Source organism: Pseudomonas sp. TH43 (assembly GCF_016650635.1).
In the GTDB taxonomy this organism is placed as follows: Bacteria; Pseudomonadota; Gammaproteobacteria; order Pseudomonadales; family Pseudomonadaceae; genus Aquipseudomonas.
Genome location: NZ_JAEKFI010000002.1, coordinates 120274 through 143867, shown reverse-complemented (window position 1 = coordinate 143867; position 23594 = coordinate 120274). Strand labels below are relative to the sequence as shown.

The window sequence follows — 23594 nt, the reverse complement described above, 5'->3', positions numbered from 1 at the left end:
TTATGCCCGAACACAAAATTTATGACACTCCCCGCTCCAGCTCTTCCTCAGCCTCGACGACCTTACCCTTGGTCTTCAACTCACTGACAATTACCGCCGCCACAATCAACCCGGCGCCCAGCAACGCAATCGCCGGCAACCGCTCCCCGGCAATCCGCCCGACAATCCCTGCCCACACCGGCTCACCGGCATAGATCAAGGTTGCCCGCGTCGGCGAAACACTCTTCTGCGCCCAGTTCATCGCCACCTGAATCGCCGCACTCGCCGCGCCCAATCCCAGCGCAGTCACCAGCAGCGTCCAGGAGAAATCCGCAATCACTTCACCGGTTGGCACGACCAACAGAAACGACAACACCGACGTCGTCGCCAGTTGCACCACGGTCACCCGGCGTACATCAACCTGCCCGGCATAGGTGCTGATCAAAATGATCTCGGCGGCAATGGCGATGGCACTGATCAGCGTGGCAATTTCACCGGGGCTGAAATTCAGCGAGGCGCCCGACGGCCCCGACAACAGCATCAGCCCGGTAAACGCCAACATGATGCCGATGCTCGGCATCAGCCCCGGCCGCCGTCCCAGCACCAGCCATTGCAGCAACGGCACGAACGGCACATACAGCGCAGTAATGAACGCCGACTGACTGCTTGGAATGGTTTGCAGCCCGACTGTCTGCAAGCCGTAACCGAGCATGATTGCTACGCCAATAAAGGCGCCGGCCTTGAGTTCAAACAGGGTCAAGTCGCGCAGATGGCGCCAGGAGAACAGCGCAACGATGCACGCTGCCGCCGCAAAGCGCAGGCCGACGAAGAACATCGGCCCGCTGACGGTCATCGCGTGCTGAACCAGCAAAAATGTGCCGCCCCAGACCATGGTAATCAGCACCAACACGCATTCGGCTTTGCTGAAACGGGAGAAACGGAGGGAAGTGGGGGAGTTGTTCGCCGACGTCATGACCTTGCGCACTATAAAAGGCAGGACGCACAATGCGCCCAACGTTGCGCAGTATACTGCCCAACCCCACCGAGTGAGCAATATAGTGCCCAAAGATTCCAGCCAAAGAATGTCCGTCCTCCAGCACGTCAGCCAGAACGTTCGGCGCTTGCGCCATGCGGCGGACATGAGTCAGACCGCGCTTGCGGAAAAATCCGGGGTCAGTCGGCGGATGTTGGTGGCGATCGAGGCGGGCGAAAAGAATGTCAGCCTGACCACTCTGGATCGCGTTGCCGAAGCACTCGACGTTGCCTTCAGCGACTTGATCCAGGCACCCGACGCGCGCGATCCGAGCCGAATCAACGAAGTGGCATGGGCCGGAAGCATCCCGGGCAGTAAAGCTGTATTGCTGTCGAAAGCCACCGCGACCCGTGAAGTCGAGCAATGGGAATGGTGCCTGCAACCGGGTGAGGTATATCCATCGCAGCCGGATGCCGACGGCTGGAGTGAGCAAATCTACGTGTTCGAGGGCTGTCTGACGCTGATGTTGGGTGATCAGCCACAGCACATCGGCACCGGGGAGTTTTTCATGTTTGCCAGCAACCAGCCGCACGCCTATCGAAACGATGGTGAAGTGGCGGCGCGGTTTGTGCGTAATGTGGTGATTTGAATGAGCCAGAATGCGGACATCCTGATTATTGGTGGTGGGCTCAGCGGCACCATGCTCGCGGTGCAATTGCTGCGCCTGCCTCGTCAGCGCAAGATTCTGATCATCGAACCGCGCGCCGAGTTGGGTCGTGGCGAGGCCTACAGCGCAGTCGAGTTGGGCCATACGCTGAATGGCAATGCGGCACGAATGAGCGTCGATCCGGATAATCCTGACGACCTGACACAATGGCTGACCGAACACATTGCCTCAGGGGGCTGGCCGCAGTCTGCCGAGCAGAATGTGCCGGTCTGCGAGCTGTTCCCGCCGCGCGGAATGTTTGGTGTCTACGTGCAGCAACGTCTGACCGAGGCGCGAGCGGTTGGCGCTCGACACGGTTCCACAGTCGAGCACGTGCAGGCAGAGGTGGTTGATCTGCAGATGCACGCTGATTCGGTGCGGCTCACGTTGAACGACGGGCAGAACCTGCAGGGAGCATTCGCGGTGATCGCCACGGGTATGTTTCCCGCCGCACGCACGCCGCAAACTCGATCCAGTGGCCTTAACGCCGCGGCGCTCGACCCTTGGGACGTCACCGCCATGCGCCAGCTCGATCCGCAATCCAGCGTGTTGATCATCGGCTCCGGCCTGACCATGGTTGACGCCGTTGTTTCGCTGGAGCAGGCCGGGCATCGCGGGCCGATCGAGGTGTTTTCGCGCCACGGCTTGCTGCCGCATGTGCGTCGGCAGCCGCCGTCGTGGGCGGATTTTCTGGGTGACGATCCGAGTATTCGCACGCCGCGACAGCTACTGCACGAAGTGCGTCGGCATTGCCGCGATGCCATCGCCCAAGGCGTCGACTGGCAGGCGCCGCTGGACACCGTCCGGGTGCATATCCCGCGGTTGTGGAGTCAGGCGACTGACGTGCAACGGCGACAATTCGTACGGCACGTGCGGCCGTGGTGGGAAAGCCATCACCATCGTTCGCCGCCGCTGAGTGCCGAGCTCGTTGAGCGGTTGCACAAAGAAGGTCGATTGCGGATTCAGGCGGCTTCGTTCAAAGGGCTTGAGCCGCGAGCGGAGGACGGCGTGGGTATCCGTATTCGTCGCCGTGGTGAGGCTGAAACCTGCGTGATCCATGGCGCGGCTTTGATCAATTCCAGTGGCATCGAGTACGACTGGCGCCGTGTCGCACGACCTTTGCCGCAACAGCTGCTGGCTCGCGGGTTGGTGCAACCGGGGCCGTTGGCGTTGGGGATTGCGGCGACTGCCAAGGGTGCGGTACTGGATGCGGAAGGGGTTCCCGCCGAACGGTTGTTCGCCATGGGGCCGCCGCTGCGTGGGATGTGGTGGGAGAGTACGGCGGTGACGGATGTTGCGTTGCAGGCGAAGGCATTGGCCGCGCATCTTTCAGGTTGAGGTTGTTTTATCGGGCCTCATCGCTGGCAAGCCAGCTCCCACAGGTTCTGCGGTGTCACTTAGATTCCTGGCTATAACTAGTGCCTGTTGGGGGCGGGCTTGCCGGCGATGGCCATAATTATCTTGGCAGTGCACCTACCAGCCAGCGCTGACGCAGCTGTTCCAGTCGCCCGCTGGTGCGCAGGGTTTCCAGGGCTTTTTGCCAGCGAGCGACCTGTCCGGGATCGGTTTGCGGGGAGAAGGCGATGTAGGTGTCTTGCCGCATCAACGGGATCTGATACTGCAAACGCCCGGGCTCCATGCCTTGATCGCGGGCGAGGGCGGCGCTGGACAAAGTGTCGGAAACGACAAAGTCGGTTCGTCCGAGGCTGAACAGACGCATCATCTGCTCTTGTGTTTCGACCCCGTAGAGGTTTTTCAGGTTTTGCTGTTGCAAGTAGCTGTAGATCAGCCATTTACGCGGGACGGTAATGCGCCCCAGTTGGTCGGCCTCTTCCAGTGAGTGCACTGGCGGCTGGTTGTTGGAGCGCGCGTACAACGCGGTTTCGACTTCAATCAACGGCCCGACCCACTGGTAGCGGTTATCACGCTCGTCGGTGCGTAGCACGGTGAAAACGCCGGTGTCGGGTGTCTCACTGGCCATGCGCAGGGCGCGCAACAGCGGTACTTGTTGCAGGTGAATGCGGTCGCCGGTCTGTTCCGCCAGCGCCTGCACCACCTCGACGCCGAAGCCCACCAGTTGCTCGCCTTGCAGAAAATGCAGCGGCGGGTGGTTGTCGGTGAGCAGTTGCAGATCGGCTGCGTTGGCCCCCATGGCCAGGCATGACAGCAGCCACGCGACAATCCGTTTCATGACTCGTCCCTGAAAAAATCGATCGCGCAGCTTATTACGAGCCGAGGGTGGCTGTCGTGAGGAATCTGCGGGGCTTTTGTGTCAGAAAACAGGACGGATCGGTTAGGCGGGGCGGATATGAAAAATGCAGGAGTGAGCCTGCCCGCTATCGCGCGCGGGCTCACTCCTGCAGGGGCGTTACGCTACAACCTGGTAGCACGGCACGTACGCCGCGCCACCCGGCAGCTTCATCCGGTGCTGGGCGACGAAGGCTTTGAGCAGCGCGTCCAGCGGTTGCATGATCGCTGCGTCACCACGGATCTGATACGGCCCGTGTTCTTCGATCAGGCGAATGCCTTTGTCCTTGACGTTGCCGGCGACGATGCCCGAAAAAGCCCGGCGCAGGTTCGCCGCCAGTTCATGCGGTGGCTGGTCGCGGTGCAGTTTCAGGTTGGCCATGTTTTCGTGGGTCGGATCGAACGGGCGCTGGAAGCCTTCGTCGATCTTCAACAGCCAGTTGAAGTGGAACGCGTCGTTGCGCTCGCGGCGGAACTGTTTCACCGCTTTCAGGCCCTGGGTCATCTGCCGTGCGACTTCGGCCGGGTCGTCGATGATGATTTCGTAGTGCTGCCTAGCGGCCTCGCCGAGGGTCGCGATGACGAATGCATCGAGCTGCTCCAGATACGCTGCGGCATGTTTCGGCCCGGTCAGGATTACCGGGAACGGCAGGCCTTCGTTGTCCGGGTGCATGAGGATGCCGAGCAGGTAGAGGAACTCTTCAGCCGTGCCGGCGCCGCCCGGGAAGATGATGATGCCGTGGCCGACACGCACAAAGGCTTCCAGGCGTTTTTCGATGTCCGGCAGGATCACCAGCTCGTTGACGATCGGGTTTGGCGCTTCGGCGGCGATGATGCCCGGCTCGGTCAGACCGAGGTAGCGACCGCCGTGAATGCGCTGTTTGGCGTGGGCGATGGTCGCGCCTTTCATCGGGCCTTTCATCACGCCGGGGCCGCAGCCAGTGCAGATGTCGAGGCTGCGCAGGCCAAGTTCGTGGCCGACTTTTTTGGTGTATTTGTACTCTTCGGTGTTGATCGAGTGACCGCCCCAGCACACGACGATTTTCGGCTCGACACCCGGACGCAGGGTGCGCGCGTTGCGCAGCAGGTGGAAAACGTAATCACTGATGCCCTGCGAGGTGCTCAGGTCGATGCGTTGGCTGTCGAGTTCGTTTTCGGTGTAGACGATGTCGCGCAGGGCGCTGAAGAGCATTTCGCGGGTGCTGGCGATCATTTCGCCGTCGACAAAGGCGTCGGCCGGAGCGTTCAGCAGCTCCAGGCGTACACCGCGATCCTGTTGGTGAATGCGGATTTCGAAGTCCTTGTAGGCTTCGAGAATGGTCTTGGCGTTATCGACATGGGCGCCGGTGTTGAGGATGGCCAGGGCGCACTGGCGGAAGAGCGTGTAGGTGCTGCCGGATCCGGCTTCGCTCAGTTGCTGAACTTCACGTTGAGAAAGGGTTTCCAGGCTGCCTTTCGGGCTGACCGAGGCATTGATTACGTGTCGTTGGGTCATGCAATGATCCTTAAAACGATGTCATCCCAAAACCAGGCGGATGGCATCCGAATAGTGTGTATCCATGAATGAAGATGGCACGATCTGCGCTGTACCGCCATGTCCCCGTTGGACGCTGAAAAGATGAAAAGGAGCCCCAGCATAGCTAAATCCCTCGTTGAGGCGATAATGCGTCGGCGAGTTTTTTTGATTGCCCCTTTTGTCGCTCAAGGAAGTCATTTGTGATGTTCGAAATTCAGCCGATGGATGCCGCCACTTTTCGCCAGCAGACCCGGCGCAGCACGATCATTATTGCCGTGCTGTTTTTGGTACTGGCGATGTTGTTTTCCAGCGTTGCAGTGGCACTGTTCGGCGAGCCTGGCGGTGACAACCTGCGCTTTAACGTGGGCGGAGTGTTTCTGGCGTTTCTGCTGACGGCGGGGTTGTTGCGTGGGCGTTTCTGGCATCAGACGTGGATGGCGCCGGCCGTCTATAGCTGGCGGCTCAAGCGCAACCTGATGAGCATCACCAATGTGATGCATCAGGTGACGGCCGCGGTTGAGAAGAATGATCCGACGGCCATGAAGGTGCTGCGCTTCTATCATTTGGCGTTGATGCAGATGCATGAACTGGACGGTAACTCCAGCGATCATGGGCAACTGTGGCGCGAAGTCGAAGCGCATAAAGAGCGGATGCAGGCGCTCGGTCTCGATACCGATCAGGCGCGCCTGGATCCGGCCTGGCTGGAAGCCTTGAAGCAGGCATCGCGCTGAGAGGTTTGCCTACAGCGCTCGGCGAAGTTTGCGCGCACGGAGCATTCGTCCGTAAACCAACAGGTTGATCGCCAAGACTACGCTGCCGAGTGCTAACTGGATCTGCGGGGTAAGCCCAGCCGGGTAGATGATTGGCCAGATGTAATGCTCGATGAAACCGCCCGCATATTCAGTCTGCCCGGCGGCGTGGCGCATGAGGTTTTCCCAGTACGTCAGCGGGCAAGTCAAGTGCAGCACTTCGACGGCAACGCCCCAGGCTGCGGCCGGCAAATGCAGCCACATCAGGCGCGGCCACTTGAGTACCAGCAGCCCGCCAAACAGCACGAACAAGATAAAGCACAAATGAAACAGCACCAGCCCGTCGGCTGCGATTCGGTACAGCATGGTGTCTTCCTGACGTGTTTGCGAGGGGCGTCATGTTACGCCAGTCAGAGCGTTACTGCTTGAGGCACGGTCGCGAAGGGACACTTCAACGCCTGCGTGTGGCGAGCCTTGATGGCTTGCCCGCGATTGGCCGATTTCCCGCAAGTGCGCAAGATTGTTCAAGCCAGAAAACGCCGATTGCTGGCACAGTCGTGGGCTGTTTCCTCGGTTGAAGAGCGTTATGTCTGACTCACTCATGCCGCGCAGTGCGTTCCTTCGCGGTGCTGCGGCGATCATGCCGCTGTCGTTGGCCACCGCGCCCTGGGGCCTACTGGCCGGTTCCATGGCGATCGAAGCCAACCTCACGCCACTGCAAGGCCAGGGCTTGTCGAGCATTGTCTTTGCCGGCGCTGCGCAACTGGTGGCGATCGGCATGCTCAAGGGCGGCGCGGGGATTTTCTCGATTCTGCTGACCACGCTGCTGCTCACATCGCAACATTTGCTTTACGGCATGAGCATGCGCTCGGTGATTTCACCGCTGCCGGGGCGTTGGCGGATTGGCCTGGGCTTTTTGCTCACCGATGAATTGTTTGCGCTGACCAGCCAGCATGATCGCCAGCAGTTCAATCGTTGGTACGCACTGGGTGTCGGGCTGACGTTTTACATCGCCTGGAACCTCTTCACCCTGGCCGGCATTGTCCTTGGCAGCAGCATTCCCGGGCTGGAGCATCTGGGGCTGGACTTCTCGATTGCCGCGACCTTCATTGCCCTGATCACGCCGGTGGTGCGTAACGTGCCAACGGTGGTTTGCGTGGCGGTTTCGTTGTTCTGTTCGGTGCTGTTCAGCTATTGGCAGTGGGGCTCGGCGCTGGTGCTGTCGGGGTTGGCGGGGATGACCGCCGGGTTTATCTGCAACAAGCTGTATTGGGGGCGCACATGATGGTTTGGGCAGTGATTTTCGGCATGGGGATTTTGGTGTTCCTCAATCGCTATGTGTTTCTCGAGCCGCGTTTGCCGGTTCGGTTGAGCAGTAATGCGCGGCAATTCCTTGGTTTTGCGGTGCCTGGAATGCTCACGGCGATCTGCGGGCCCATTGTGTTTATGCCGGACAAACAGTTGAATTTGCAGTGGGATAATCCGTACCTGCTTAGTTCGCTGGTTGCCATAGCACTGGTCATTTACACCCGTAATACATTGCTCAGCATGTTATTGAGCATGGTCTTCTTCTTTTTACTGCGTTGGTGGTTGTAAGTTGCACTGGTAAAATTGTTCTACACTTTGTCCATGTACAGTCTTTTAACTGGAGCGAGGTGCACATGACGACCGAGCAAGAGCGGGCGGATGACGACGAAGAAGTCGATGAGCCGACAGAAGAAGAGATCGAGCGTGAGAAACGCAAGGAGCAGACGTGGAAGCACGATGACGGCAAAGAGCTTTCATGGCCGGATCTGAAACCTTGATCGCTCCTATACGAAGAAAGCCCCGCTGGTGCGGGGCTTTTTCGTCGTTTCAGATATCGTCCAGCTGTGTGAAATCGGGGTGTGAAGCCCGATATCCCAGCGTTCTGTCGATCCAGGCATTGAGCTCGTTGACCATCACCGGCGGGTGACCTGGATAGCCTTCGAGGGTGCTGCGCAGGACGCGTTCGATATCGGGAACGCTACGCAGGTTTCGGGTCTTGATGTAGTGGCCGATAAAACAGTCGAGTTCAAAGCGTTCTGTCATCGACAGATAAATACACTCCAGGCCACCGACCTGTTTGATTGCAAAATCGTCGCGCAACTTAGTTCTCTGCAAGGCTTGTAAAAGTTGTAGGGGATTCCTGACTGTTGACTCTTTGGTCAACTGGTATGTCAATCGGAAAGGCGGCGCGCATGCTATCCGTAGCGCCTCTAAATGTATGTATGACGATTGAAATGTCAGACAGGCGGTTAGTTCGCTCAAACGACTGTTTTATTAAAGCTGTCTCAAGAATGAAACACCCTCTGTAACACCACCGGCTCACCGGTAGGAGCTGCCGCAGGCTGCGATCTTTTGATCTTGATATTTTTTGCGAAAAATCAAAGTCAGAAGATCGCAGCCTGCGGCAGCTCCTACATGAGAAAACGGGGGGCATTCGGCGATATTTAGGCTTGCTCAATAATTAAGTTGGCGCCCTGATTGCGTGAGTTGCCCACTGCTTTGCCGACTTTGTGCCATTCGAACGCCTCCGGGCTTTCGCCTTCGAACAGGAGCATTTGTTCGGCGCGTTCGGCAGGCGTTGCCGGGTCGAGCCATTCGTGCACCAATTCTGCGCGGAACACCACGGGCCGTCGGTCATGGATATCGAGCATTCCGCCGACGCTGTCGGCGGTGATGATCACGAAGCCATCGTCGTCCCGAGCCTGCACCTGGGGCGTAGGACATTGACCGATGGCTGCGCAGAAAACCGGCCCTTGATCTGCCCGACGAATCAGCCAGGGTTGTCGGGTTTTGTCGTCGTCATCGACCCATTCAAACCAGTTGTCGACGGGTACGATCAGCCGATGGCGCCAGATCGCGCGAAAGAACGGGCCATGGGCGACTTTCTCCACCCGCGCATTGATCGGCGCGGCGCGGTCCTTGGCCCAGTGCGGGCGCCAGCCCCAGCGCAAGTTGTCGGCGTATAATGCCTGCTCATGCTGGTGGAGCACGGCCAGCGATGTGGTCGGCGCGGCGTTGTAGCGACTCAGCGGCGCATCGCCGACATGATTGATTAACGCATCGGGAATGCTCAGGACGGCGACGAAGTCGTGGATGCCTCGGTACTGCGAGAGTCTTCCGCACATGGCTGAATCTCCGGTAGGAAATTTCAGCGTAGTCGCTTCCTTGTACTAGTCCTGCGCGCCCTGACCGGTGAACGCATCGCGCCAGGTCAGCCAGCGTCGTTCAAGCACCGCGAGCAAGCCGTCGCTGAGCTTGCCGAGCAAGGCCAAGACGATGATTGCCGCCAGCACGATGTCCGGGCGTGAGGTTTCGCGGCCGTCACTGAGCAGATAACCCAGGCCTTTGGTGGCGGCGATCAACTCGGCCGCAACGAGAAACATCCAGGCCAGGCTCATGCCGCTGCGTAATCCGGTGAACAGGCCGGGCAGGGCGGCGGGCAGCAAGATTCGCCGCACCAGTTGCAAGTGGCTGAAGCCATAGATATGACCGACCTCCACCAGTTTGCGATCAATGTTGCGAATGGCCGCGACGACATTGACGTACACCGGGAAAAACGCGCCGATGGCGATCAAAACGATTTTCGAGGTCTCGTCGATGCCCAGCCACAGTAACAACAGCGGCACCCAGGCCAGGCTCGGAATCGCGCGTAGCGCGGCGAAGGTTGGCTCCAGATACGCCTCGGCTTCGCGGCTCAAACCGACCCACGCGGCAAACACCAGCGCCAGACTGGCACCAATGGCAAACCCCAGCAGGACGCGAACCAGGCTGGCGCCGATGTGTTTCCACAAAGCGCCTTCGGCGAGGTCGGCGAGGGTCAGGGCTATCTCGCTCGGCGCAGGCATCTGGTAAGACGGCAGCCAGCCGATGCGTACGATTATTTCCAGCAGCACTACGATCAGCGCCGGTAAGGCCAGGCCTTTGCCGCGGCGCCGCCATGCCGGGTTGAGAAGAGCTGGCTGCCGGCGTGGCGCGGCGAGTGGTACGGGCAGGTCTTTGCTGTGACTCGTCATGAATGTGGCTCCGCTCACGACAAATCCGCGACGCGCGCGGATTGGCGGTGAGCCTGTTCGATTACTGGCGGGCGACGGCTTGCTGCACACCGCTGTCGAGCAATTGATCGATCACCTGATCGACATTCACCCCGCGACGCACCAGCTCTTCGGAGACCAGAATCGGCGCGGCAGCCTTGGAGGCGCTGATGTCGTTGGCCGTGAGCTGCGGGCTGCTGAGGTCGGTGCGCGACAACTGCAACTTGGCCACGTCCAGCGGCAGTCCGGATTCCTTGGCGAGCAGGGCGGCGAACGCGTCAGGGTTTTTCAGCGCCCAGTCGCGGGCCTGTTCGTAGGCCTTGATCACCGTCTCGATGGTTTGCGGATGCTCCTTGGCATATTGCTCAGTGACGCTGATCACCCCGTAACTGTTGAAGGCCGGGTTGCGGTAGAGCAAGCGCGAACCCGCCTGCACCTGGCTGGCCGCCATGTGCGGATCAAGGCCGGCCCAGGCGTCGACATCGCCTTTTTCCAGCGCCGTGCGGCCATCCGGATGTTGCAGGTGTACCAGTTCAACGTCGTCTTTTTTCAGGCCGGCCTGTTGCAGGCTGCGCAAGGTGAACAGGTACGGATCGGTGCCTTTGGTGGCGGCGATTTTCTTGCCCTTGAGGTCGGCGATGGATTGATACGGCGAGTCTTTGCGCACCACCAACGCCGTCCATTCGGCGCGGCTATAAACGTAAACCGATTTGATCGGGCTGCCGTTGGCGCGACTCAAAACGGCGGCGAGGCTGGCGCTGGAGGCGAAATCAACGCCGCCACTGTTGAGGTATTCCAGCGAACGGTTGCTGCCCTGGCTCAGTACCCAGCTGACTTTGGTATTGGGCAGGGCTTTTTCGAGGAAACCGAAATTCTTCAAGACCAGGCTCACTGGCGAGTAGTAGGCGTAATCCAGGTGTACTTCCGTCGGCGCAGTTTCGGCCGCGTGGGCGACCGGGTTCAAGGCCAGCGCCAGGGCGCTGGCGACCAGCAGAGTTTTAAAACGAGGAATGAACGATGTCATGGGGCGCTCCGGCGAATGCACAGGTTTTTTATGTCCAAAAAGATATTTTTAACGAATGCGTCCTGCATGAATGGAATATTGCAGGCTCTGTGCCATGCGTGCCGAAGGGCCGGATTACGTGGGTTTGGACGCTGTTCAGGGTTTTTTAACTGTTGCGTAGTGAACACTTCAGTGAGCCGCTGTTGCTGAGCAAACAGTAAAAATCGACAGTGATGAGCTTATGCATTAATCGAATTTAAAAATCGAATATCAAGAGCGTTATGGTCTATGCAATCCCTATTTTGCAGGACTCGCCATGAAGATTTCCCGGTTCCTCCGCGGTGCGCTGACCGCTGCACTGTTTGCCTCACCTCTTTCTTCTTACGCCGCCGAGCCGGTGGTTCTGCATGTGGGTGATCAGAACTACTACAACATCCGCGCTTCCGTGGAAGCGTCCGGCGTATTGAAAGACGCGCCTTATACGGTCGACTGGAAACACTTCCAGGCAGCAGCACCGCTGGCCGAGGCGTTGCAAACCGGTTCGCTCGACCTGGGTTTTCTAGGCGATTCGGGGTTTCTGTTTCTGGCGGCAAAACAGGCGCCGGTGAAATTGATCGGCGTGTCACGCCAGAACCCCGACACCATTGCGTTGCTGGTGCCGAAGGATTCACCGGTAAAAACCATCGCCGACCTGAAGGGCAAGAAAGTCGCCTATTGGCCAGGCGCCTGGAGTCAGCAGTTGACCTTGCGCGCGTTGGAACAGGGCGGTCTGCCGGAAAATTACGTCGACTTCGTCAAACTGATGCCGATCGATGCCGCCGCCGCGTTGCCGCAAGGCAGCATCGATGCGTTCCCGGTGTGGGAACCGTACATTTCCCAGCAGATCGTGTTCTCCGGTGCACGACCGATTCTCACGGCAAAAAATCTGATGCCGGGGCTCAGCGCTATCGCAGCCTCCGCCCCGTCAATCGACAGTAAACGTCAAGCCATCGCCGATTTTCTCGGGCGTTTGAAGTTGGCGCGCGCCTGGGTCGACAGCCATACCGACGAGTACGCCGACCTGTGGGCGAAGAAGGCCAATCTCGATCAGCAGGTTTCGCGGCACTGGTTGCGCCAGGCGCACATGACCGTCGGGCCGGTCGATCAGCAAGCCGCCGCAGACCTGCAAAGCACTGCGGATTTCCTCTTCAAAGTCAAAGCGCTGCCGGCACCGCTGGCCACGGCGGGGATTATCGACAGCTCTTTTGAACAGGCGTTGGCCAACTGAACGAGCGCCGGAACCAAACCCTGTGTACCTTATCCAACCCCGGCTCGCAGATCCGGGCGCAGGGAGGGATAAGGGCGAAGGAGTTTTGCCAATCGACAACATGACCACAGTGGTCGGGCTCAAGGCAAAACATGACCTCCGGATTCAAACTTGTATGTGCAGCGGTGATTGCTCTCGGGCTGGCCGGCTGCATTGCTGCGCCGATCGAAATGACCGCGCAAACCGAAACCCGCCTCAAGGCGCAGGCGCCAGTGCGTTTCCTGCTGACCTTCGATGACGGCCCCAGTGCCTCGAGTTTCTGGAACCCTTCGGCGACGGTACTCGACAGCCTGAAGGACAATCCGCTGCAAGCGAACATAAAAGCGGTATTTTTCGTCCAGACCCGCGCGCCCCGCGCCGGCAACAGCGACATTGGGCGCAGCATCATGCGCCGCGAGCACGCTGAAGGGCATATTCTCGGTTTCCACACCGCGACCCACTGGCACACCAACCATCGCTCGCTTGATCCGCAGCAGCTCGAAGAGTCGTTGACCAATGGCACGGCTGATATCGCCGCTATTACCGGCGCTCAACCGACGTTGCTGCGACCGCCGTTCTGGAATTACGACAAGCGCACGTTCGCCGCCTATCAACAGCATGGCTTGCATGTGTTGCTTACGGATTTGAGTGCCAATGACGGCAAGATCTGGGGTTTCAATGCCAGCCCGCGTCGTCGGGCGAACCTGTTGCGTCAGCTATCGGTCGTGCGCGAAGAGATTGCGCTGGGGAAATTTCCCACGGTCGATGGCGTGATTCCGGTGGTGGTGACCTTTCACGACCTTAACCGTTACACCGCGCGACATACCCGTGAATACCTGCAAATCCTCCTCGACAGCGCTGCGACCACGGGCGTGAGGCTGGCGGACAAGCCGTTTTATGATGATCACGTGGCACTGGAGAAAGCCGCGCTGGCACGCACGGTTCAGCAGAGTTCGGAGGCAGTGGAGTTGCCGGGTATCTGGAACTGGGTCTGGGATCACGATGCCCACTGAGTAAGCGCGCGGAAGTTGTGAGCGAGTTGGCATTCTGGTGTCGAGCACGACACAAATAGCTCATCTATGCTCAACGGATCGATCGATTCACCGCCTGCGAGGCGTGCGCCCATGCTTGCCATTACCGACATTTGCCACATCGTCGAGTCCGGCTTTCCAGCGTTCAAATGCGACTGCATTGAGACGTCGCCAGGGCTGCTGCAGATCAAAGTCTACGAGCCCTGCAGCGGGCGCGTGGAATTACTGCTGAATGGCGTTTCCCCGGAGCATCTCGTCACGATCCGTGACATTTCCAATTTTATCGGTGAGTTGCGCACCGAAATCAGTGCGGGGCGCAGGGCTTTCGCCGGCTGATTCCTTGTTAACCTTTTATAGACGCCTTTGAAATGCCTGGACGATGCGCAGTGTCGCCTCGCTGGTATTCAGATTCTGCACTGCGTCCAGTGGGTGCCAGATGCAATCGATGATCTCGTTTTGCGGGCGCAGGTCGTCAATGTTCAGCACTGACGCTTCGAAGACGTGATGCCGCGTGCTGCCGGTTTGCAATTCCATCAAATACAACACATCGTCGGCATCCAACCCGGTTTCTTCCTGCAATTCGCGCACGGCGGCACCGGCGCGGGTTTCTCCAGGCTCGACTTTGCCGCCGGGCAATGTCCAGCGGCAGCGGGGTTTGCGTACCAGGAGAACATGGCGATCCTGTTCGCAAATGACGGTTGCACGTACTTTCATCTGTTACCTGTTTACCACGCGTCATAAAAATGTAATGAATTTGCAATATTCGAGCCGAGGCCGAATTCAAAGGTTCCGTCGGGACTTGGAGCATGTGCATGAGTGAAAAGTGCCTGCGCCTCGGCCCGCCGGGGGGGCAGGGCGATACCTGGTTGGCACCTGATGGGGCTCCGGGTGTAAGGTGAAAGCGTGAAGTTGAACCCACCGTTAGCAAAAAGGAGGTGCCCATGAGCATTCCGATGCTGAACAAGATGCACATGAACGGCTATGACGTGCTCAGTGTGAACAACGGCCCGTGGCGTGTTTGCACGCAGGGTGACCGGCTCGCGTCGTTTGCCAACAGAGAGGAGGCGCTGGCGTATGCCGCAGCACTTCCCGGCTACAAAAAACGCTCGGCACGCGTGCAAAGTCACACAACACGCTGATTGAAGGTAACGAAAGAGCCCCGGGGATTGCCGGGGCTTCTTGTTTGCGGGCGGGGTCAGTTCGCGATCAGTGGACTTTGGTGCGACTGATCGCGCGTGCTTTCACTTCCTTTGCATAGAGCTGCAAGCGCTCTTCATCGCTTTGCAACACTTCGCAGGATCTCAATACAGTTTGCGCATCCGCTTCGTTGCCGGATTTGCGCAACTGCTCAGCGATACGTTTGAGGTCGACAGCCGACCAGCGTAAGTCCGATGCGACGCTTTGCAGGTCGCGCTGAAGTTCGTGTTCGTATTCATTGAGCCGCATGATCACCTCCAGAACGTTCTCGGTAGAAAAGAGTAGTCGTATTTTGTGCCTGCGGGGCAAGGCTTGTCGGTGATTGGGCCGAGCGGTTGTGAAAAATTGTCCAAACATGCACAAAGACGCAGCGCCACGATGGATGTGCACCCTGTTACACGTTACATTCGCTTTTTTTCAGAGCAGGGAAACACCATGCGGATGTGGATCGGTAGTTTGGCGTTGGTTATGTTGGCAGGGTGCTCTTTGCCGGCGTCACTGGTGCCGGGTGAGCCGAATGTCAGCAAGACCAGCGGCAAGGCACCCAAAGACTATGCCGCGTGTGTATTACCGTTGTGGCAGCAAGACGTTGCCAAGACTACGCAAACGTCAATCTCCAACGGTTATCGCATCACCGCGCCGAGCGTCATTACTGCCGACGAAATCCTCGATGTCGTCAAATACAAGGATGGCAGCCGGGTGTCGTTGTATCAGGGGCCGCCCTGGGCCAAGTCCGGCTCGTTGCGTAAATCGGTGCGCGACTGCCTGTAAGGCTGTTTTCAGGTACAAAAAAGCAGAAACCGCGGCAACGGTTTCTGCTTTTTTTATGCCCGCGGGCGGCGCTCAGTCAGAAATATCGGTCAGGGGGATGCTGCCAACGTTGCCTTTTTTCTCTCGCCGATCCTGAATCCAGTTTTCCACTTGCTGGCCGAATTCCGCCGGTGCCTTGCGCCCGACCTTTCTCGCAATGTCAAGGATGGTCTGTTGGGCAAGGGCTTCTTCCATGCGCTTTTGCGCGGTCATCATCGCGCCGTGAATCGAGCAGGTTCCTTCTATTGCCCACTCCGGCGGATTGCCCTCAAACAGGGCGCAACGCCCGCGGATGTCGCGGCATTCGAAAATGTTCTTGCGCCCGTCGATGGCGTTGACGATGTCGAGCAGGGTGATTTCATCGGCTGGCCGCGCCAGGCTAAAGCCGCCGCGTACGCCCTCACTGGCCACCACCAGTTTGCCCTTGGCCAGTTTGGTGAAGATCTTCGCCAGATATTCCACGGGAACACCTTGCAACTCCGCAAGATCGCGCACGCTGGCCTCGCGGCTGTCACCGCCGCTGCCTACCAGAAAGGCCAGGCAATGAATGCCGTATTCGACCCCAGCACTGTAAAGAGACATATCTAATTCCGACTGAATTTGTCGTAAATACTACCAGCCCGAATACGACCAGGCAATCTGCCGATTACGTGGGATGTGTCTGTTTTAACGCCTTAATCCAGTGAAACGTTGAGTTTTGTTAGTGCTCCGCTTTCTATCGGTATCGATTAAATAGATTAAACCAATCGAATTATCTGACTTGTTAGCTATAAGTACGACCAATAGAGTCGGAGCTATCGGAGTGGCAGCGAATGCCGTTCGGAAAAATTCTCGGCATCTCTTTCAACGGTTTGTTTTTTTTGGAGCGTCACAATGAAGCAGCAGATTCTGGTTATCGGTGCAGGTTTTGGCGGTATGTGGTCGGCGTTGAGTGCGGCACGGCTGGTTGATCTTCAGGGTCGTGCAGACGTTGAGATCAGCGTTCTGGCGCCGCAGGCAGAGTTGCGCGTGCGTCCGCGCTTCTATGAGCCGAATGCTCATCAACTGGCAGCGCCGCTCCACGAACTGTTCGAAGTGGTCGGCGTTCACTTCATCAAAGGCGCCGCCGAGACCATTGACGTGGCGGCGAAAACCGTCGGCTACAGCGATGCCGCCGGCATCCATCAAGTGTTCCACTACGACAAACTCGTTCTGGCCAGCGGCAGCGGTCTGGCCCAGTCGGGCACTCCAGGCGTTGCTCAGCACGCCTTCGATGTTGATCGCATAGAAGCGGCCATCCGTCTGGAGGCTCATTTGAAATCCCTGAAAGACCTGCCGCACAGCCAGGCGCGCAATACCGTGGTTGTCGCCGGTGGTGGATTTACCGGCATCGAAACGGCGACAGAACTGCCCGGACGTCTGCGCGAGATTTTCGCTGAGGGCGCTGATATCAAGGTGATCGTCATTGATCGCGGACTGAAGATCGGCGCTTCGATGGGCGAAGAGATCAGCAAGTCCATCGTCGAGGCCAGCGAAGAGCTGGGTGTTGAATGGCGCCTGGGCGTTTCTGTGCAGTCGGTCGATGCCGGTGGCGTGACACTGTCGGACGGTCAGCGTATCGAAGCGAACACCGTGATCTGGACCACTGGCGTGCGCGCCAGCTCGCTCACTGAGCAGATTCCGGGCGAGCGCGATAAACAAGGTCGCCTGCACGTCGATGCCCACCTCAAAGTCATCGGCCAGGACGACATCTTCGCCACGGGCGACGTGGCGTACGCTGCCACCGACAGCCTCGGCAACTACGCACTGATGACCTGCCAGCACGCGATCTCGCTGGGTCGTCATGCGGGCAATAATGTCGCGGCGCAGCTGCTCGGCGTCGATCCGACGCCGTATAGCCAGCCGAAATACGTGACCTGTCTGGATCTCGGTGCCTGGGGTGCGGTGTACACCGAGGGTTGGGATCGTCAGGTGAAACTGGTCAGGCAGGAAGGCAAAACCCTGAAGACTCAGATCAACACCCAGTGGATTTATCCGCCAGCGGCTGATCGCGAGAGTGCGCTCGCGGCGGCGGATCCGATGATTCCTGTGGTTGCGTAATCAGTCTGATCTTGGGTGCCAACCCTTTGCGTGCGCGGCAGCGGGTTGTCATTGTTCTGCCGCGGCAAGCTTGTCTCCTGCAATGGTTTTGCGAGTCGCGCAGAGCCATTGAGGGAGCGGAGCGTGCTCGCGAAGGTGACTCGGAGACCGCAGAAGATTTTCACAGCGTCTCTATCAGCCAATCCCGAAACGCCTTCAGCGACGGCAGCGTTTCGTTGCGCGGCGGATAGACCAGGTAATAGCTGCGCCGACTGGTGATCGGTTCTCCCAGTTGCAGGAGTTCGCCGTTGAGCAACTCATCTTCCACCAGAATCCGTGGTACCAGCCCCACACCAATATTGGCCCGCACCGCCTGTATCAAATGCGCGGTCATTTCAAAGCTCGGCCCGATGCGCATGCTGCGATGCGGCAGCGTGTGATGACTGAACCATTCCGCCCACGCCTGAGCATTGCTGCTGACGTTGAGCAGCAATTGTCCGGCGATGTGCTGTTCGGCGTCATTGCGCTCAGCGGCAGACAGTTGCGCACTGGCGATCACCACCAGCTCTTCCGTGTGCAGCGGCAGAGCACTCAGCCCCGGCCATTCGCCGCTGCCGACGCAGATCGCGGCGTCGATTTCACTGGTATCGAAGTCAATCGCCTCGATGCGCGAGTGCAGGTGCACGGTCATGCCAGGGTGCGCGGTGTAGAAATCCTTCAGTCGCGGCAACAACCATTTCGAACCAAAGGTCGGCAGCGTCGCCAGGCGCAAGCTGTGTATGCCTGAACCAAACGCCATGGCTTGCAGGGTCGCGCTACGGATCTGCCCAAGCGCCTCGGCCAGTTCGCGTTGGTACATGCGCCCGACGTCGGTGAGCACCACTTGCCGACCTTCACGACTGAACAGGCGCATGCCGAGCATCTTCTCGAGAATCTGCACCTGACGGCTGACGGCGCTTTGTGTCAGAGACAGTTCGTGGGCGGCGCGGGTATAGCTTTCGTGGCGCGCGGCCGCCTCGAAGGCCAGTAATAACGACATGGAAGGGGTGAGCGTGCGCGGATTCATTCGCAAAAGTCATCAATAGCGGGTGGAATTTACGGTTGTCCCAATGTTCGCCAGCAATGAACATGGGCACCATTAGATGGCGGAGCCTGACGCAATCATTCGTTGCGTACAACTGTTCACCGCCACATCGCCTGATTTTGACCTGAGATACCCCGACCGATGATTGCCCAGCTGTCGCCCGCCACCGCACTGACCACCGATTATCAGCAGTTCCTCAAAGCCCTCAAGGCCAGCGGCTTTCGCGGTGAAATCAGCGCCGATTACGCCAGTCGCGTGGTGCTCGCAACCGATAACTCGATCTATCAACGCCTGCCGCAAGCGGCGGTGTTTCCCATGGATGCCGACGACGTCGCGCGGGTGGCACGGCTGATCGCTGAGCCTGCATACCAACAGGTGGTGATCACCCCGCGCGGCGGCGGCACGGGAACCAATGGCCAATCGTTGACCGACGGCATCGTTGTCGACCTGTCGCGGCACATGAACCGCATTCTGGAGATCAACGTCGAGCAGCGCTGGGTGCGCGTGCAGGCCGGGGTGGTCAAGGATCAGCTCAATGCGGCGCTGAAGTCCGCCGGGCTGTTTTTCGCTCCGGAGCTGTCAACCTCCAACCGCGCGACCGTCGGCGGCATGATCAACACCGACGCCAGCGGCCAGGGCAGTTGCACCTATGGCAAGACCCGCGACCATGTGCTTGAACTCGACATGATCCTGCGCGGCGGCGAGCGTCTGCACGGTCTGCCGCTTGAGGAAAGCGAACTGAGCGCACTGTGTGCCCGTGAAGATCGGGTCGGCGAAGTCTACCGTTGCGCGCGACAGATCATTGATGAGCAGGGCGAACTGATCAAGCAACGCTTTCCTGATCTGAACCGCTGCCTGACCGGTTACGACCTCGCGCATCTGCGCGAGGCCGACCAGCGCTTCAACCTCAACAGCGTGCTCTGCGGTGCGGAAGGTTCGCTGGGTTTTGTCGTCGAGGCGCGGCTCAATGTGCTGCCGATCCCCAAACACACGATGCTGGTTAACATCCGCTACGCCGGGTTCATGGACGCATTGCGCGATGCGCGGGCGCTGATGGCGCTCAAGCCGCTGTCGATCGAAACCGTCGACTCGAAAGTGTTGCTGTTGGCGATGCAGGACATCGTCTGGCACGGCGTCGCGGAGTATTTTCCGCAAAGTGCCGAGCGGCCGACCCTGGGCATCAACCTCGTTGAATTTTGCGGGGATGACCCAGAAGACCTGCAGCGTCGGGTCGAGTCGTTCATCGAGCACTTGAGCAGCGATCGAACCGTCGAGCGATTGGGTCACACGCTGGCAGTCGGGCAAGCGGCGGTGAGCAAGGTTTACGGTATGCGTAAACGCGCGGTCGGCCTGCTCGGCAACGTCGCCGGTGAAGCGCGGCCGCAACCGTTTGTCGAAGACACCGCTGTACCGCCGCAACACCTCGCGGAATACATCGCTGAGCTGCGCGATTTGCTCGACAGCCACGGCTTGCAGTACGGCATGTTCGGCCACGTCGATGCCGGCGTACTGCACGTGCGGCCGATTCTCGACATGAAAGACCCGCAGCAGGCGGCGCTGGTGCGCCCGGTGTCCGACGGCGTTGCCGCGTTGACCCAGCGCTACGGCGGCCTGCTCTGGGGCGAGCACGGTAAAGGTCTGCGGTCGGAGTACGCGCCGGCATTTTTCGGTGATCTGTACCCGGCGCTGCAAGCGCTGAAGGCCGCGTTTGACCCGTTCAATCAGTTCAATCCGGGCAAGATCGCTACCCCGGCCAACACCGATGCGAAGCTGCTGAAAATCGATGAGGTGACCCTGCGTGGCGAGCTGGATCGGCAGATCGACGAGAAAGTCTGGCAGGACTACGGTGCCGCCATGCATTGCAACGGCAATGGCGCCTGCTACAACTTTGATCCCGATGACGCGATGTGCCCGTCGTGGAAAGCCACGCGTGAACGCGCACAGTCGCCCAAGGGCCGCGCCTCGTTGATCCGTGAGTGGCTGCGGTTGCAGGGCGAGGCGGGTGTCGACGTGCTGTCGGAGGCCATTCGCAAGCCGGCGTTTTTCAGCACGTTGTGGCAGCGCTGGCGCAACACCCGCACGCAAACCGAAGACTTCTCCCATGAAGTGTATGACGCCATGGCCGGGTGTCTGGCGTGCAAATCCTGCTCGGGCCAGTGCCCGGTGAAGGTCAACGTGCCGGAGTTTCGTTCGCGCTTTCTCGAGCTGTATCACGGTCGTTATCTGCGCCCGGCGCGGGATTATCTGATTGCCTCGCTGGAGTACAGCATTCCGTACATGGCGCGCATTCCGGCGCTGTACAACGGTTTGATGGGCGCGGCGCTGATTCGCGGCGTTCTGGAGCGCGTCGGTGGCATGGTCGATGTGCCCTTGCTCAGCCGTTTCGATTTCCATGCGGCGATGCGTCGTTGGCAGGTGCGGCCGGCGACGGTGGCGACCTTGTCGACGCTGACCCCGGCGCAACGCGAACGCAGCGTAGTGTTGGTGCAGGACGCGTTTACCCGCTACTTCGAAGCTCCGTTGCTGGCCGATCTGGTCGAGCTGATTTCACGTCTCGGTTATCAGGTCTATCTGGCGCCGTTCAGCGCCAACGGCAAGCCGTTGCATGTGCAGGGCTTTCTCTCGGCATTCAACCGCGCGGCCCTGCGCAATGCCCGGCAGTTACGTGAATTGGCGGACATTGGCGTGCCTTTGCTCGGGCTCGATCCGGCGATGACCCTGGTGTATCGCCAGGAATACCTGAAAGTGCCGGGCATGCAGCAATGCCCGGAAGTCGCGCTGGTGCAGGAGTGGTTACTCAACGTCATGCCGGAGCAGGCACTTCAGGCCAAAACCGCGTCGTTCCGACTGCTCGCGCACTGCACCGAGAAAACCAATGTCCCGGCCGCCACCCGCCAGTGGGAGCAGGTGTTCGACCGTGTCGGTTTGCAACTGGCGACGCAGGCCACCGGCTGCTGTGGCATGTCCGGCACTTACGGGCATGAGGCGCGCAACCGCGAAACGTCGGCGGTGATCTACGAGCAGTCGTGGGCGCGTCAGGTCGAGGCGCCGGCGGAGAAGGGCGAAGCACTGGCCACCGGTTATTCCTGCCGCATCCAGGTCAAGCGCCAGTCGGATCAGGCACTGCGCCATCCGTTGCAGGTGCTGCTTGAGGTTCTTCGTCGCTGAGCGAGGTGTCGACGTCCTTGTCCCAGATCAGGCGTGGATCGAAGCTCATCGCCGCTAGCATGGTGAACACCACGACCAGGCCAAAGAACAGAATGCCCGGTCGCGGTTCGATATCGCCCAGCGCCTGAAACTTCACCAACGCTGCGACCAGTGCCACGACGAGGACGTCGAGCATCGACCAATAGCCGATCAACTCGACGAAACGGTACAGCTTCGAGCGTTCCTTGCGCGCCCAGGCGCTGTCGCGCTGTACGGTCGTCAGCAGCAGTGTCAGGGCGACGAACTTGATCCCCGGCACGGCGATGCTGGCGATGAAAATGATCAGCGCAATGTCCCAGGCGCCGCCTTCCCAAAACTCCAGCACGCCACTCATGATCGTGCTGTCGGCACCGCTGCCGAGCATGCTGGTGTTCATCACCGGCAGCAGATTGGCCGGTATGTAAAACGCCAGTGCGGCGAGCATGTAGGCCCAGGTGCGCGTCAGCGAGTTGGTCTTGCGCCGATGCAGCGGCGCATCACAGCGCGGGCATTGGTGCGGCTCGTCGGACATGTCGCAGGCCAGTCCGCAACTGTGGCACAGGCACAGATTGAGTTCGCTGGCAGTCGGTGGTCGCTTCATAGAATGTCCCAGAGGTCACGGATGTCGCGACCGGCAATGCGGATCATCATCAAGCTCAGCACGGCCAGTGCGAACAAGCCGATGCCGGGCAACACGTCGAGCAGGCCGGCAAGTTTGAACACCGCCACCATCGCCCCCAGCAGACACACTTCGAGCATGCTCCACGGCCGCAGGGTTTCCAGCCAGCGCATGCACAGTTTGAAGCCCGGTGCGCGTTGCGAGCGGAGGGCGAAACTCAGTACCCAGACCAGCAACACCAGTTGAAACGCCGGGGCAATGATGATCGAAATCGCCGCGACCATTGCCATGAACGTAATCGGCCCCTGACTCAACGCCAGCACCGAATCCCACAGTGTGGCGCTGTTTTTCAGGCCTTTGAGGCTGATGCTCATCACCGGATAGAAATTGGCGAACAACCACAACATGGCCGCGGTGAAAGTCAGGGCCAGGCGTTGCTCCACCGTCAAACCGTTATAGCGCTGGAGCACACCGCCGCAGCGGGCGCAGAGGGTTTTCTGGTGTTTGGCCAGTACGACTTTTTCATACACACAGTCGCAATGCTCACAGATGATCAGGTGCTCGGTGTTGACCATGGACAACGCTCGACATCAGGCCGCAAGGGCAGGGGGACTTGATCACTATAGAAGGCTGAGGCTATTGGGCAACTTGGCTGACGACTACAGGTTGGCTTTTCTTGGAATCAATATCGATTGGGTTTGGGTTTTGGCTTTGTGGTCGCGGGTTCTCGGCGCTGAAGGCCCGACGCCGCGACATCACCTGATTGAAATACCTGCAGGCCCATGCTGATTGCGTTTGCTCGCGAAAGCGGTCTATCAGTCAACAACGGCATTAACTGACCGGCCCCTTCGCGAGCAAGCTTTGCTCCTACGGTTTTTGTGTTGTGAATGAAATCTGATTCCTCAGCACAAACCTTTGTAGGAGCCGAGCTTGCTCGCGAAAGCGGTGTGTCAGTCGACAACGGTGTTAACTGACACGGCCCCATCGCGAGCAAGCTTTGCTCCTACGGTTTTGCGTTATGAGTGAAATCCGAGCCAACAGCACAAACCTTTGTAGGAGCCGAGCTTGCTCGCGAAAGCGGTGTGTCAGTCGA

At 59.3% G+C, this 23594-nt stretch carries 27 protein-coding genes; 13 read left to right on the top strand and 14 right to left on the bottom strand.

Translation table 11 applies throughout. The features are described 5' to 3' along the window. Nucleotides 1-19: 19 nt before the first annotated feature. Complete coding sequence (locus JFT81_RS07605) at nt 20-952, bottom strand: DMT family transporter (RefSeq protein ID WP_201226783.1); 933 nt, start codon at nt 950-952, stop codon at nt 20-22. A gap of 85 nt (nt 953-1037) precedes the next feature. On the opposite strand from JFT81_RS07605, the gene JFT81_RS07600 reads away from it, so the two are divergent. Both JFT81_RS07600 and JFT81_RS07595 read left to right on the top strand, forming a co-directional pair. Then, the gene (locus JFT81_RS07600; protein WP_201148570.1) at nt 1038-1601 is read left to right on the top strand and encodes an XRE family transcriptional regulator; all 564 of its coding nucleotides are present in this window, start codon (nt 1038-1040) and stop codon (nt 1599-1601) included. Further along, entirely contained in the window at nt 1602-2996 is a 1395-nt protein-coding gene (locus JFT81_RS07595; protein ID WP_201226782.1) for an FAD/NAD(P)-binding protein, read from the top strand. Nucleotides 2997-3114: 118 nt separating this feature from the next. Here JFT81_RS07595 and JFT81_RS07590 read toward each other — a convergent pair whose 3' ends face one another. Both JFT81_RS07590 and ppnN read right to left on the bottom strand, forming a co-directional pair. Continuing rightward, nucleotides 3115-3849, bottom strand: coding sequence for a transporter substrate-binding domain-containing protein (locus JFT81_RS07590; protein ID WP_201226781.1), 735 nt, complete (start codon nt 3847-3849; stop codon nt 3115-3117). A gap of 177 nt (nt 3850-4026) precedes the next feature. Then, nucleotides 4027-5400 carry a nucleotide 5'-monophosphate nucleosidase PpnN gene (gene ppnN, locus JFT81_RS07585; RefSeq protein ID WP_201226780.1) on the bottom strand — a complete coding sequence of 458 codons (1374 nt, stop codon included), beginning with the start codon at nt 5398-5400 and terminating at the stop codon, nt 4027-4029. Nucleotides 5401-5624: 224 nt separating this feature from the next. Between ppnN and JFT81_RS07580 the strand changes: the two genes are divergently transcribed. Continuing rightward, on the top strand, nt 5625-6152 hold the full coding sequence (locus JFT81_RS07580; protein WP_201202928.1) for a DUF3087 domain-containing protein: 528 nt from the start codon (nt 5625-5627) through the stop codon (nt 6150-6152). A gap of 9 nt (nt 6153-6161) precedes the next feature. On the opposite strand, the gene JFT81_RS07575 is transcribed toward JFT81_RS07580, so the two are convergent. After that, nucleotides 6162-6536 (bottom strand): DUF2784 domain-containing protein, encoded by a 375-nt coding sequence (locus JFT81_RS07575; protein WP_201226779.1) that lies wholly within the window; start codon nt 6534-6536, stop codon nt 6162-6164. A gap of 220 nt (nt 6537-6756) precedes the next feature. Here JFT81_RS07575 and JFT81_RS07570 point away from each other — a divergent pair, with 220 nt between their 5' ends. The 3 genes from JFT81_RS07570 to JFT81_RS07560 all read left to right on the top strand — a co-directional run bounded on the left by JFT81_RS07570 (nt 6757) and on the right by JFT81_RS07560 (nt 7975). After that, on the top strand, nt 6757-7455 hold the full coding sequence (locus JFT81_RS07570) for an AzlC family ABC transporter permease (RefSeq protein WP_201226778.1): 699 nt from the start codon (nt 6757-6759) through the stop codon (nt 7453-7455). Beyond that, entirely contained in the window at nt 7455-7766 is a 312-nt protein-coding gene (locus tag JFT81_RS07565) for an AzlD domain-containing protein (protein ID WP_201227112.1), read from the top strand. The genes JFT81_RS07570 and JFT81_RS07565 overlap by 1 nt, the downstream gene beginning before the upstream one ends. Nucleotides 7767-7831: 65 nt before the next feature. Then, complete coding sequence (locus JFT81_RS07560) at nt 7832-7975, top strand: hypothetical protein (protein ID WP_201202935.1); 144 nt, start codon at nt 7832-7834, stop codon at nt 7973-7975. Nucleotides 7976-8024: 49 nt separating this feature from the next. Here the strand turns inward: JFT81_RS07560 and JFT81_RS07555 are convergent, their stop codons facing one another. The 4 genes from JFT81_RS07555 to JFT81_RS07540 all read right to left on the bottom strand — a co-directional run bounded on the left by JFT81_RS07555 (nt 8025) and on the right by JFT81_RS07540 (nt 11252). Continuing rightward, a complete protein-coding gene (locus JFT81_RS07555; protein WP_201202937.1) occupies nt 8025-8297 on the bottom strand; it encodes a hypothetical protein in 273 nt (90 codons plus the stop codon). Nucleotides 8298-8641: 344 nt separating this feature from the next. Then, complete coding sequence (locus JFT81_RS07550) at nt 8642-9322, bottom strand: SOS response-associated peptidase family protein (RefSeq protein WP_201226777.1); 681 nt, start codon at nt 9320-9322, stop codon at nt 8642-8644. A gap of 45 nt (nt 9323-9367) precedes the next feature. Beyond that, entirely contained in the window at nt 9368-10210 is an 843-nt protein-coding gene (locus JFT81_RS07545; RefSeq protein WP_201226776.1) for an ABC transporter permease, read from the bottom strand. A 61-nt stretch (nt 10211-10271) separates the two neighbouring features. Beyond that, nucleotides 10272-11252: an aliphatic sulfonate ABC transporter substrate-binding protein gene (locus tag JFT81_RS07540; RefSeq protein ID WP_201226775.1), complete on the bottom strand. Its 981-nt coding sequence runs from the start codon at nt 11250-11252 to the stop codon at nt 10272-10274. Nucleotides 11253-11547: 295 nt separating this feature from the next. Here JFT81_RS07540 and JFT81_RS07535 point away from each other — a divergent pair, with 295 nt between their 5' ends. The 3 genes from JFT81_RS07535 (at nt 11548) to JFT81_RS07525 (ending at nt 13883) form a co-directional block, all read left to right on the top strand. Beyond that, entirely contained in the window at nt 11548-12498 is a 951-nt protein-coding gene (locus JFT81_RS07535; RefSeq protein ID WP_201226774.1) for an ABC transporter substrate-binding protein, read from the top strand. 131 nt (nt 12499-12629) lie between these two features. Further along, nucleotides 12630-13529: a polysaccharide deacetylase family protein gene (locus JFT81_RS07530; RefSeq protein ID WP_201226773.1), complete on the top strand. Its 900-nt coding sequence runs from the start codon at nt 12630-12632 to the stop codon at nt 13527-13529. A gap of 111 nt (nt 13530-13640) precedes the next feature. Then, nucleotides 13641-13883 (top strand): DUF1652 domain-containing protein, encoded by a 243-nt coding sequence (locus tag JFT81_RS07525; RefSeq protein ID WP_201202949.1) that lies wholly within the window; start codon nt 13641-13643, stop codon nt 13881-13883. A 15-nt stretch (nt 13884-13898) separates the two neighbouring features. On the opposite strand, the gene JFT81_RS07520 is transcribed toward JFT81_RS07525, so the two are convergent. Further along, nucleotides 13899-14261 carry an NUDIX hydrolase gene (locus tag JFT81_RS07520; protein ID WP_201226772.1) on the bottom strand — a complete coding sequence of 121 codons (363 nt, stop codon included), beginning with the start codon at nt 14259-14261 and terminating at the stop codon, nt 13899-13901. Nucleotides 14262-14488: 227 nt separating this feature from the next. Between JFT81_RS07520 and JFT81_RS07515 the strand changes: the two genes are divergently transcribed. Beyond that, nucleotides 14489-14686 carry a DUF2188 domain-containing protein gene (locus JFT81_RS07515; protein WP_201202953.1) on the top strand — a complete coding sequence of 66 codons (198 nt, stop codon included), beginning with the start codon at nt 14489-14491 and terminating at the stop codon, nt 14684-14686. A 67-nt stretch (nt 14687-14753) separates the two neighbouring features. On the opposite strand, the gene JFT81_RS07510 is transcribed toward JFT81_RS07515, so the two are convergent. Further along, on the bottom strand, nt 14754-14993 hold the full coding sequence (locus tag JFT81_RS07510) for a hypothetical protein (RefSeq protein WP_008085812.1): 240 nt from the start codon (nt 14991-14993) through the stop codon (nt 14754-14756). 186 nt (nt 14994-15179) lie between these two features. Between JFT81_RS07510 and JFT81_RS07505 the strand changes: the two genes are divergently transcribed. After that, the gene (locus JFT81_RS07505; protein ID WP_201202955.1) at nt 15180-15515 is read left to right on the top strand and encodes a hypothetical protein; all 336 of its coding nucleotides are present in this window, start codon (nt 15180-15182) and stop codon (nt 15513-15515) included. A 72-nt stretch (nt 15516-15587) separates the two neighbouring features. Here JFT81_RS07505 and JFT81_RS07500 read toward each other — a convergent pair whose 3' ends face one another. Further along, the gene (locus JFT81_RS07500; protein ID WP_201202958.1) at nt 15588-16136 is read right to left on the bottom strand and encodes an Rrf2 family transcriptional regulator; all 549 of its coding nucleotides are present in this window, start codon (nt 16134-16136) and stop codon (nt 15588-15590) included. Nucleotides 16137-16427: 291 nt separating this feature from the next. Between JFT81_RS07500 and JFT81_RS07495 the strand changes: the two genes are divergently transcribed. Continuing rightward, nucleotides 16428-17633, top strand: coding sequence for an NAD(P)/FAD-dependent oxidoreductase (locus tag JFT81_RS07495; RefSeq protein WP_201226771.1), 1206 nt, complete (start codon nt 16428-16430; stop codon nt 17631-17633). Between the two features lie 160 nt (nt 17634-17793). Here JFT81_RS07495 and JFT81_RS07490 read toward each other — a convergent pair whose 3' ends face one another. Continuing rightward, nucleotides 17794-18678: a LysR substrate-binding domain-containing protein gene (locus JFT81_RS07490; RefSeq protein ID WP_201226770.1), complete on the bottom strand. Its 885-nt coding sequence runs from the start codon at nt 18676-18678 to the stop codon at nt 17794-17796. 159 nt (nt 18679-18837) lie between these two features. Here JFT81_RS07490 and JFT81_RS07485 point away from each other — a divergent pair, with 159 nt between their 5' ends. Beyond that, nucleotides 18838-21864, top strand: a complete 3027-nt coding sequence (locus tag JFT81_RS07485) for an FAD-binding and (Fe-S)-binding domain-containing protein (RefSeq protein WP_201226769.1) — start codon at nt 18838-18840, stop codon at nt 21862-21864. On the opposite strand, the gene JFT81_RS07480 is transcribed toward JFT81_RS07485, so the two are convergent. Both JFT81_RS07480 and JFT81_RS07475 read right to left on the bottom strand, forming a co-directional pair. Continuing rightward, the gene (locus JFT81_RS07480) at nt 21797-22483 is read right to left on the bottom strand and encodes a paraquat-inducible protein A (RefSeq protein ID WP_201226768.1); all 687 of its coding nucleotides are present in this window, start codon (nt 22481-22483) and stop codon (nt 21797-21799) included. The two genes, JFT81_RS07485 and JFT81_RS07480, sit on opposite strands and share 68 nt — an antisense overlap. Then, nucleotides 22480-23076, bottom strand: coding sequence for a paraquat-inducible protein A (locus JFT81_RS07475; protein WP_201226767.1), 597 nt, complete (start codon nt 23074-23076; stop codon nt 22480-22482). The genes JFT81_RS07480 and JFT81_RS07475 overlap by 4 nt, the downstream gene beginning before the upstream one ends. Between the last annotated feature and the right edge of the window lie 518 nt (nt 23077-23594).

Coding starts and splice junctions, on each gene's coding strand:
- JFT81_RS07605 (WP_201226783.1), bottom strand. CDS start 952: ATGACGTCGGCGAACAACTCCCCCACTTCCCTCCGTTTCTCCCGTTTC.
- JFT81_RS07595 (WP_201226782.1), top strand. CDS start 1,602: ATGAGCCAGAATGCGGACATCCTGATTATTGGTGGTGGGCTCAGCGGC.
- JFT81_RS07590 (WP_201226781.1), bottom strand. CDS start 3,849: ATGAAACGGATTGTCGCGTGGCTGCTGTCATGCCTGGCCATGGGGGCC.
- ppnN (WP_201226780.1), bottom strand. CDS start 5,400: ATGACCCAACGACACGTAATCAATGCCTCGGTCAGCCCGAAAGGCAGC.
- JFT81_RS07580 (WP_201202928.1), top strand. CDS start 5,625: ATGTTCGAAATTCAGCCGATGGATGCCGCCACTTTTCGCCAGCAGACC.
- JFT81_RS07575 (WP_201226779.1), bottom strand. CDS start 6,536: ATGCTGTACCGAATCGCAGCCGACGGGCTGGTGCTGTTTCATTTGTGC.
- JFT81_RS07570 (WP_201226778.1), top strand. CDS start 6,757: ATGTCTGACTCACTCATGCCGCGCAGTGCGTTCCTTCGCGGTGCTGCG.
- JFT81_RS07565 (WP_201227112.1), top strand. CDS start 7,455: ATGGTTTGGGCAGTGATTTTCGGCATGGGGATTTTGGTGTTCCTCAAT.
- JFT81_RS07560 (WP_201202935.1), top strand. CDS start 7,832: ATGACGACCGAGCAAGAGCGGGCGGATGACGACGAAGAAGTCGATGAG.
- JFT81_RS07550 (WP_201226777.1), bottom strand. CDS start 9,322: ATGTGCGGAAGACTCTCGCAGTACCGAGGCATCCACGACTTCGTCGCC.
- JFT81_RS07545 (WP_201226776.1), bottom strand. CDS start 10,210: ATGACGAGTCACAGCAAAGACCTGCCCGTACCACTCGCCGCGCCACGC.
- JFT81_RS07540 (WP_201226775.1), bottom strand. CDS start 11,252: ATGACATCGTTCATTCCTCGTTTTAAAACTCTGCTGGTCGCCAGCGCC.
- JFT81_RS07535 (WP_201226774.1), top strand. CDS start 11,548: ATGAAGATTTCCCGGTTCCTCCGCGGTGCGCTGACCGCTGCACTGTTT.
- JFT81_RS07530 (WP_201226773.1), top strand. CDS start 12,630: ATGACCTCCGGATTCAAACTTGTATGTGCAGCGGTGATTGCTCTCGGG.
- JFT81_RS07525 (WP_201202949.1), top strand. CDS start 13,641: ATGCTTGCCATTACCGACATTTGCCACATCGTCGAGTCCGGCTTTCCA.
- JFT81_RS07520 (WP_201226772.1), bottom strand. CDS start 14,261: ATGAAAGTACGTGCAACCGTCATTTGCGAACAGGATCGCCATGTTCTC.
- JFT81_RS07515 (WP_201202953.1), top strand. CDS start 14,489: ATGAGCATTCCGATGCTGAACAAGATGCACATGAACGGCTATGACGTG.
- JFT81_RS07510 (WP_008085812.1), bottom strand. CDS start 14,993: ATGCGGCTCAATGAATACGAACACGAACTTCAGCGCGACCTGCAAAGC.
- JFT81_RS07505 (WP_201202955.1), top strand. CDS start 15,180: ATGCGGATGTGGATCGGTAGTTTGGCGTTGGTTATGTTGGCAGGGTGC.
- JFT81_RS07500 (WP_201202958.1), bottom strand. CDS start 16,136: ATGTCTCTTTACAGTGCTGGGGTCGAATACGGCATTCATTGCCTGGCC.
- JFT81_RS07495 (WP_201226771.1), top strand. CDS start 16,428: ATGAAGCAGCAGATTCTGGTTATCGGTGCAGGTTTTGGCGGTATGTGG.
- JFT81_RS07490 (WP_201226770.1), bottom strand. CDS start 18,678: ATGAATCCGCGCACGCTCACCCCTTCCATGTCGTTATTACTGGCCTTC.
- JFT81_RS07485 (WP_201226769.1), top strand. CDS start 18,838: ATGATTGCCCAGCTGTCGCCCGCCACCGCACTGACCACCGATTATCAG.
- JFT81_RS07480 (WP_201226768.1), bottom strand. CDS start 22,483: ATGAAGCGACCACCGACTGCCAGCGAACTCAATCTGTGCCTGTGCCAC.
- JFT81_RS07475 (WP_201226767.1), bottom strand. CDS start 23,076: ATGGTCAACACCGAGCACCTGATCATCTGTGAGCATTGCGACTGTGTG.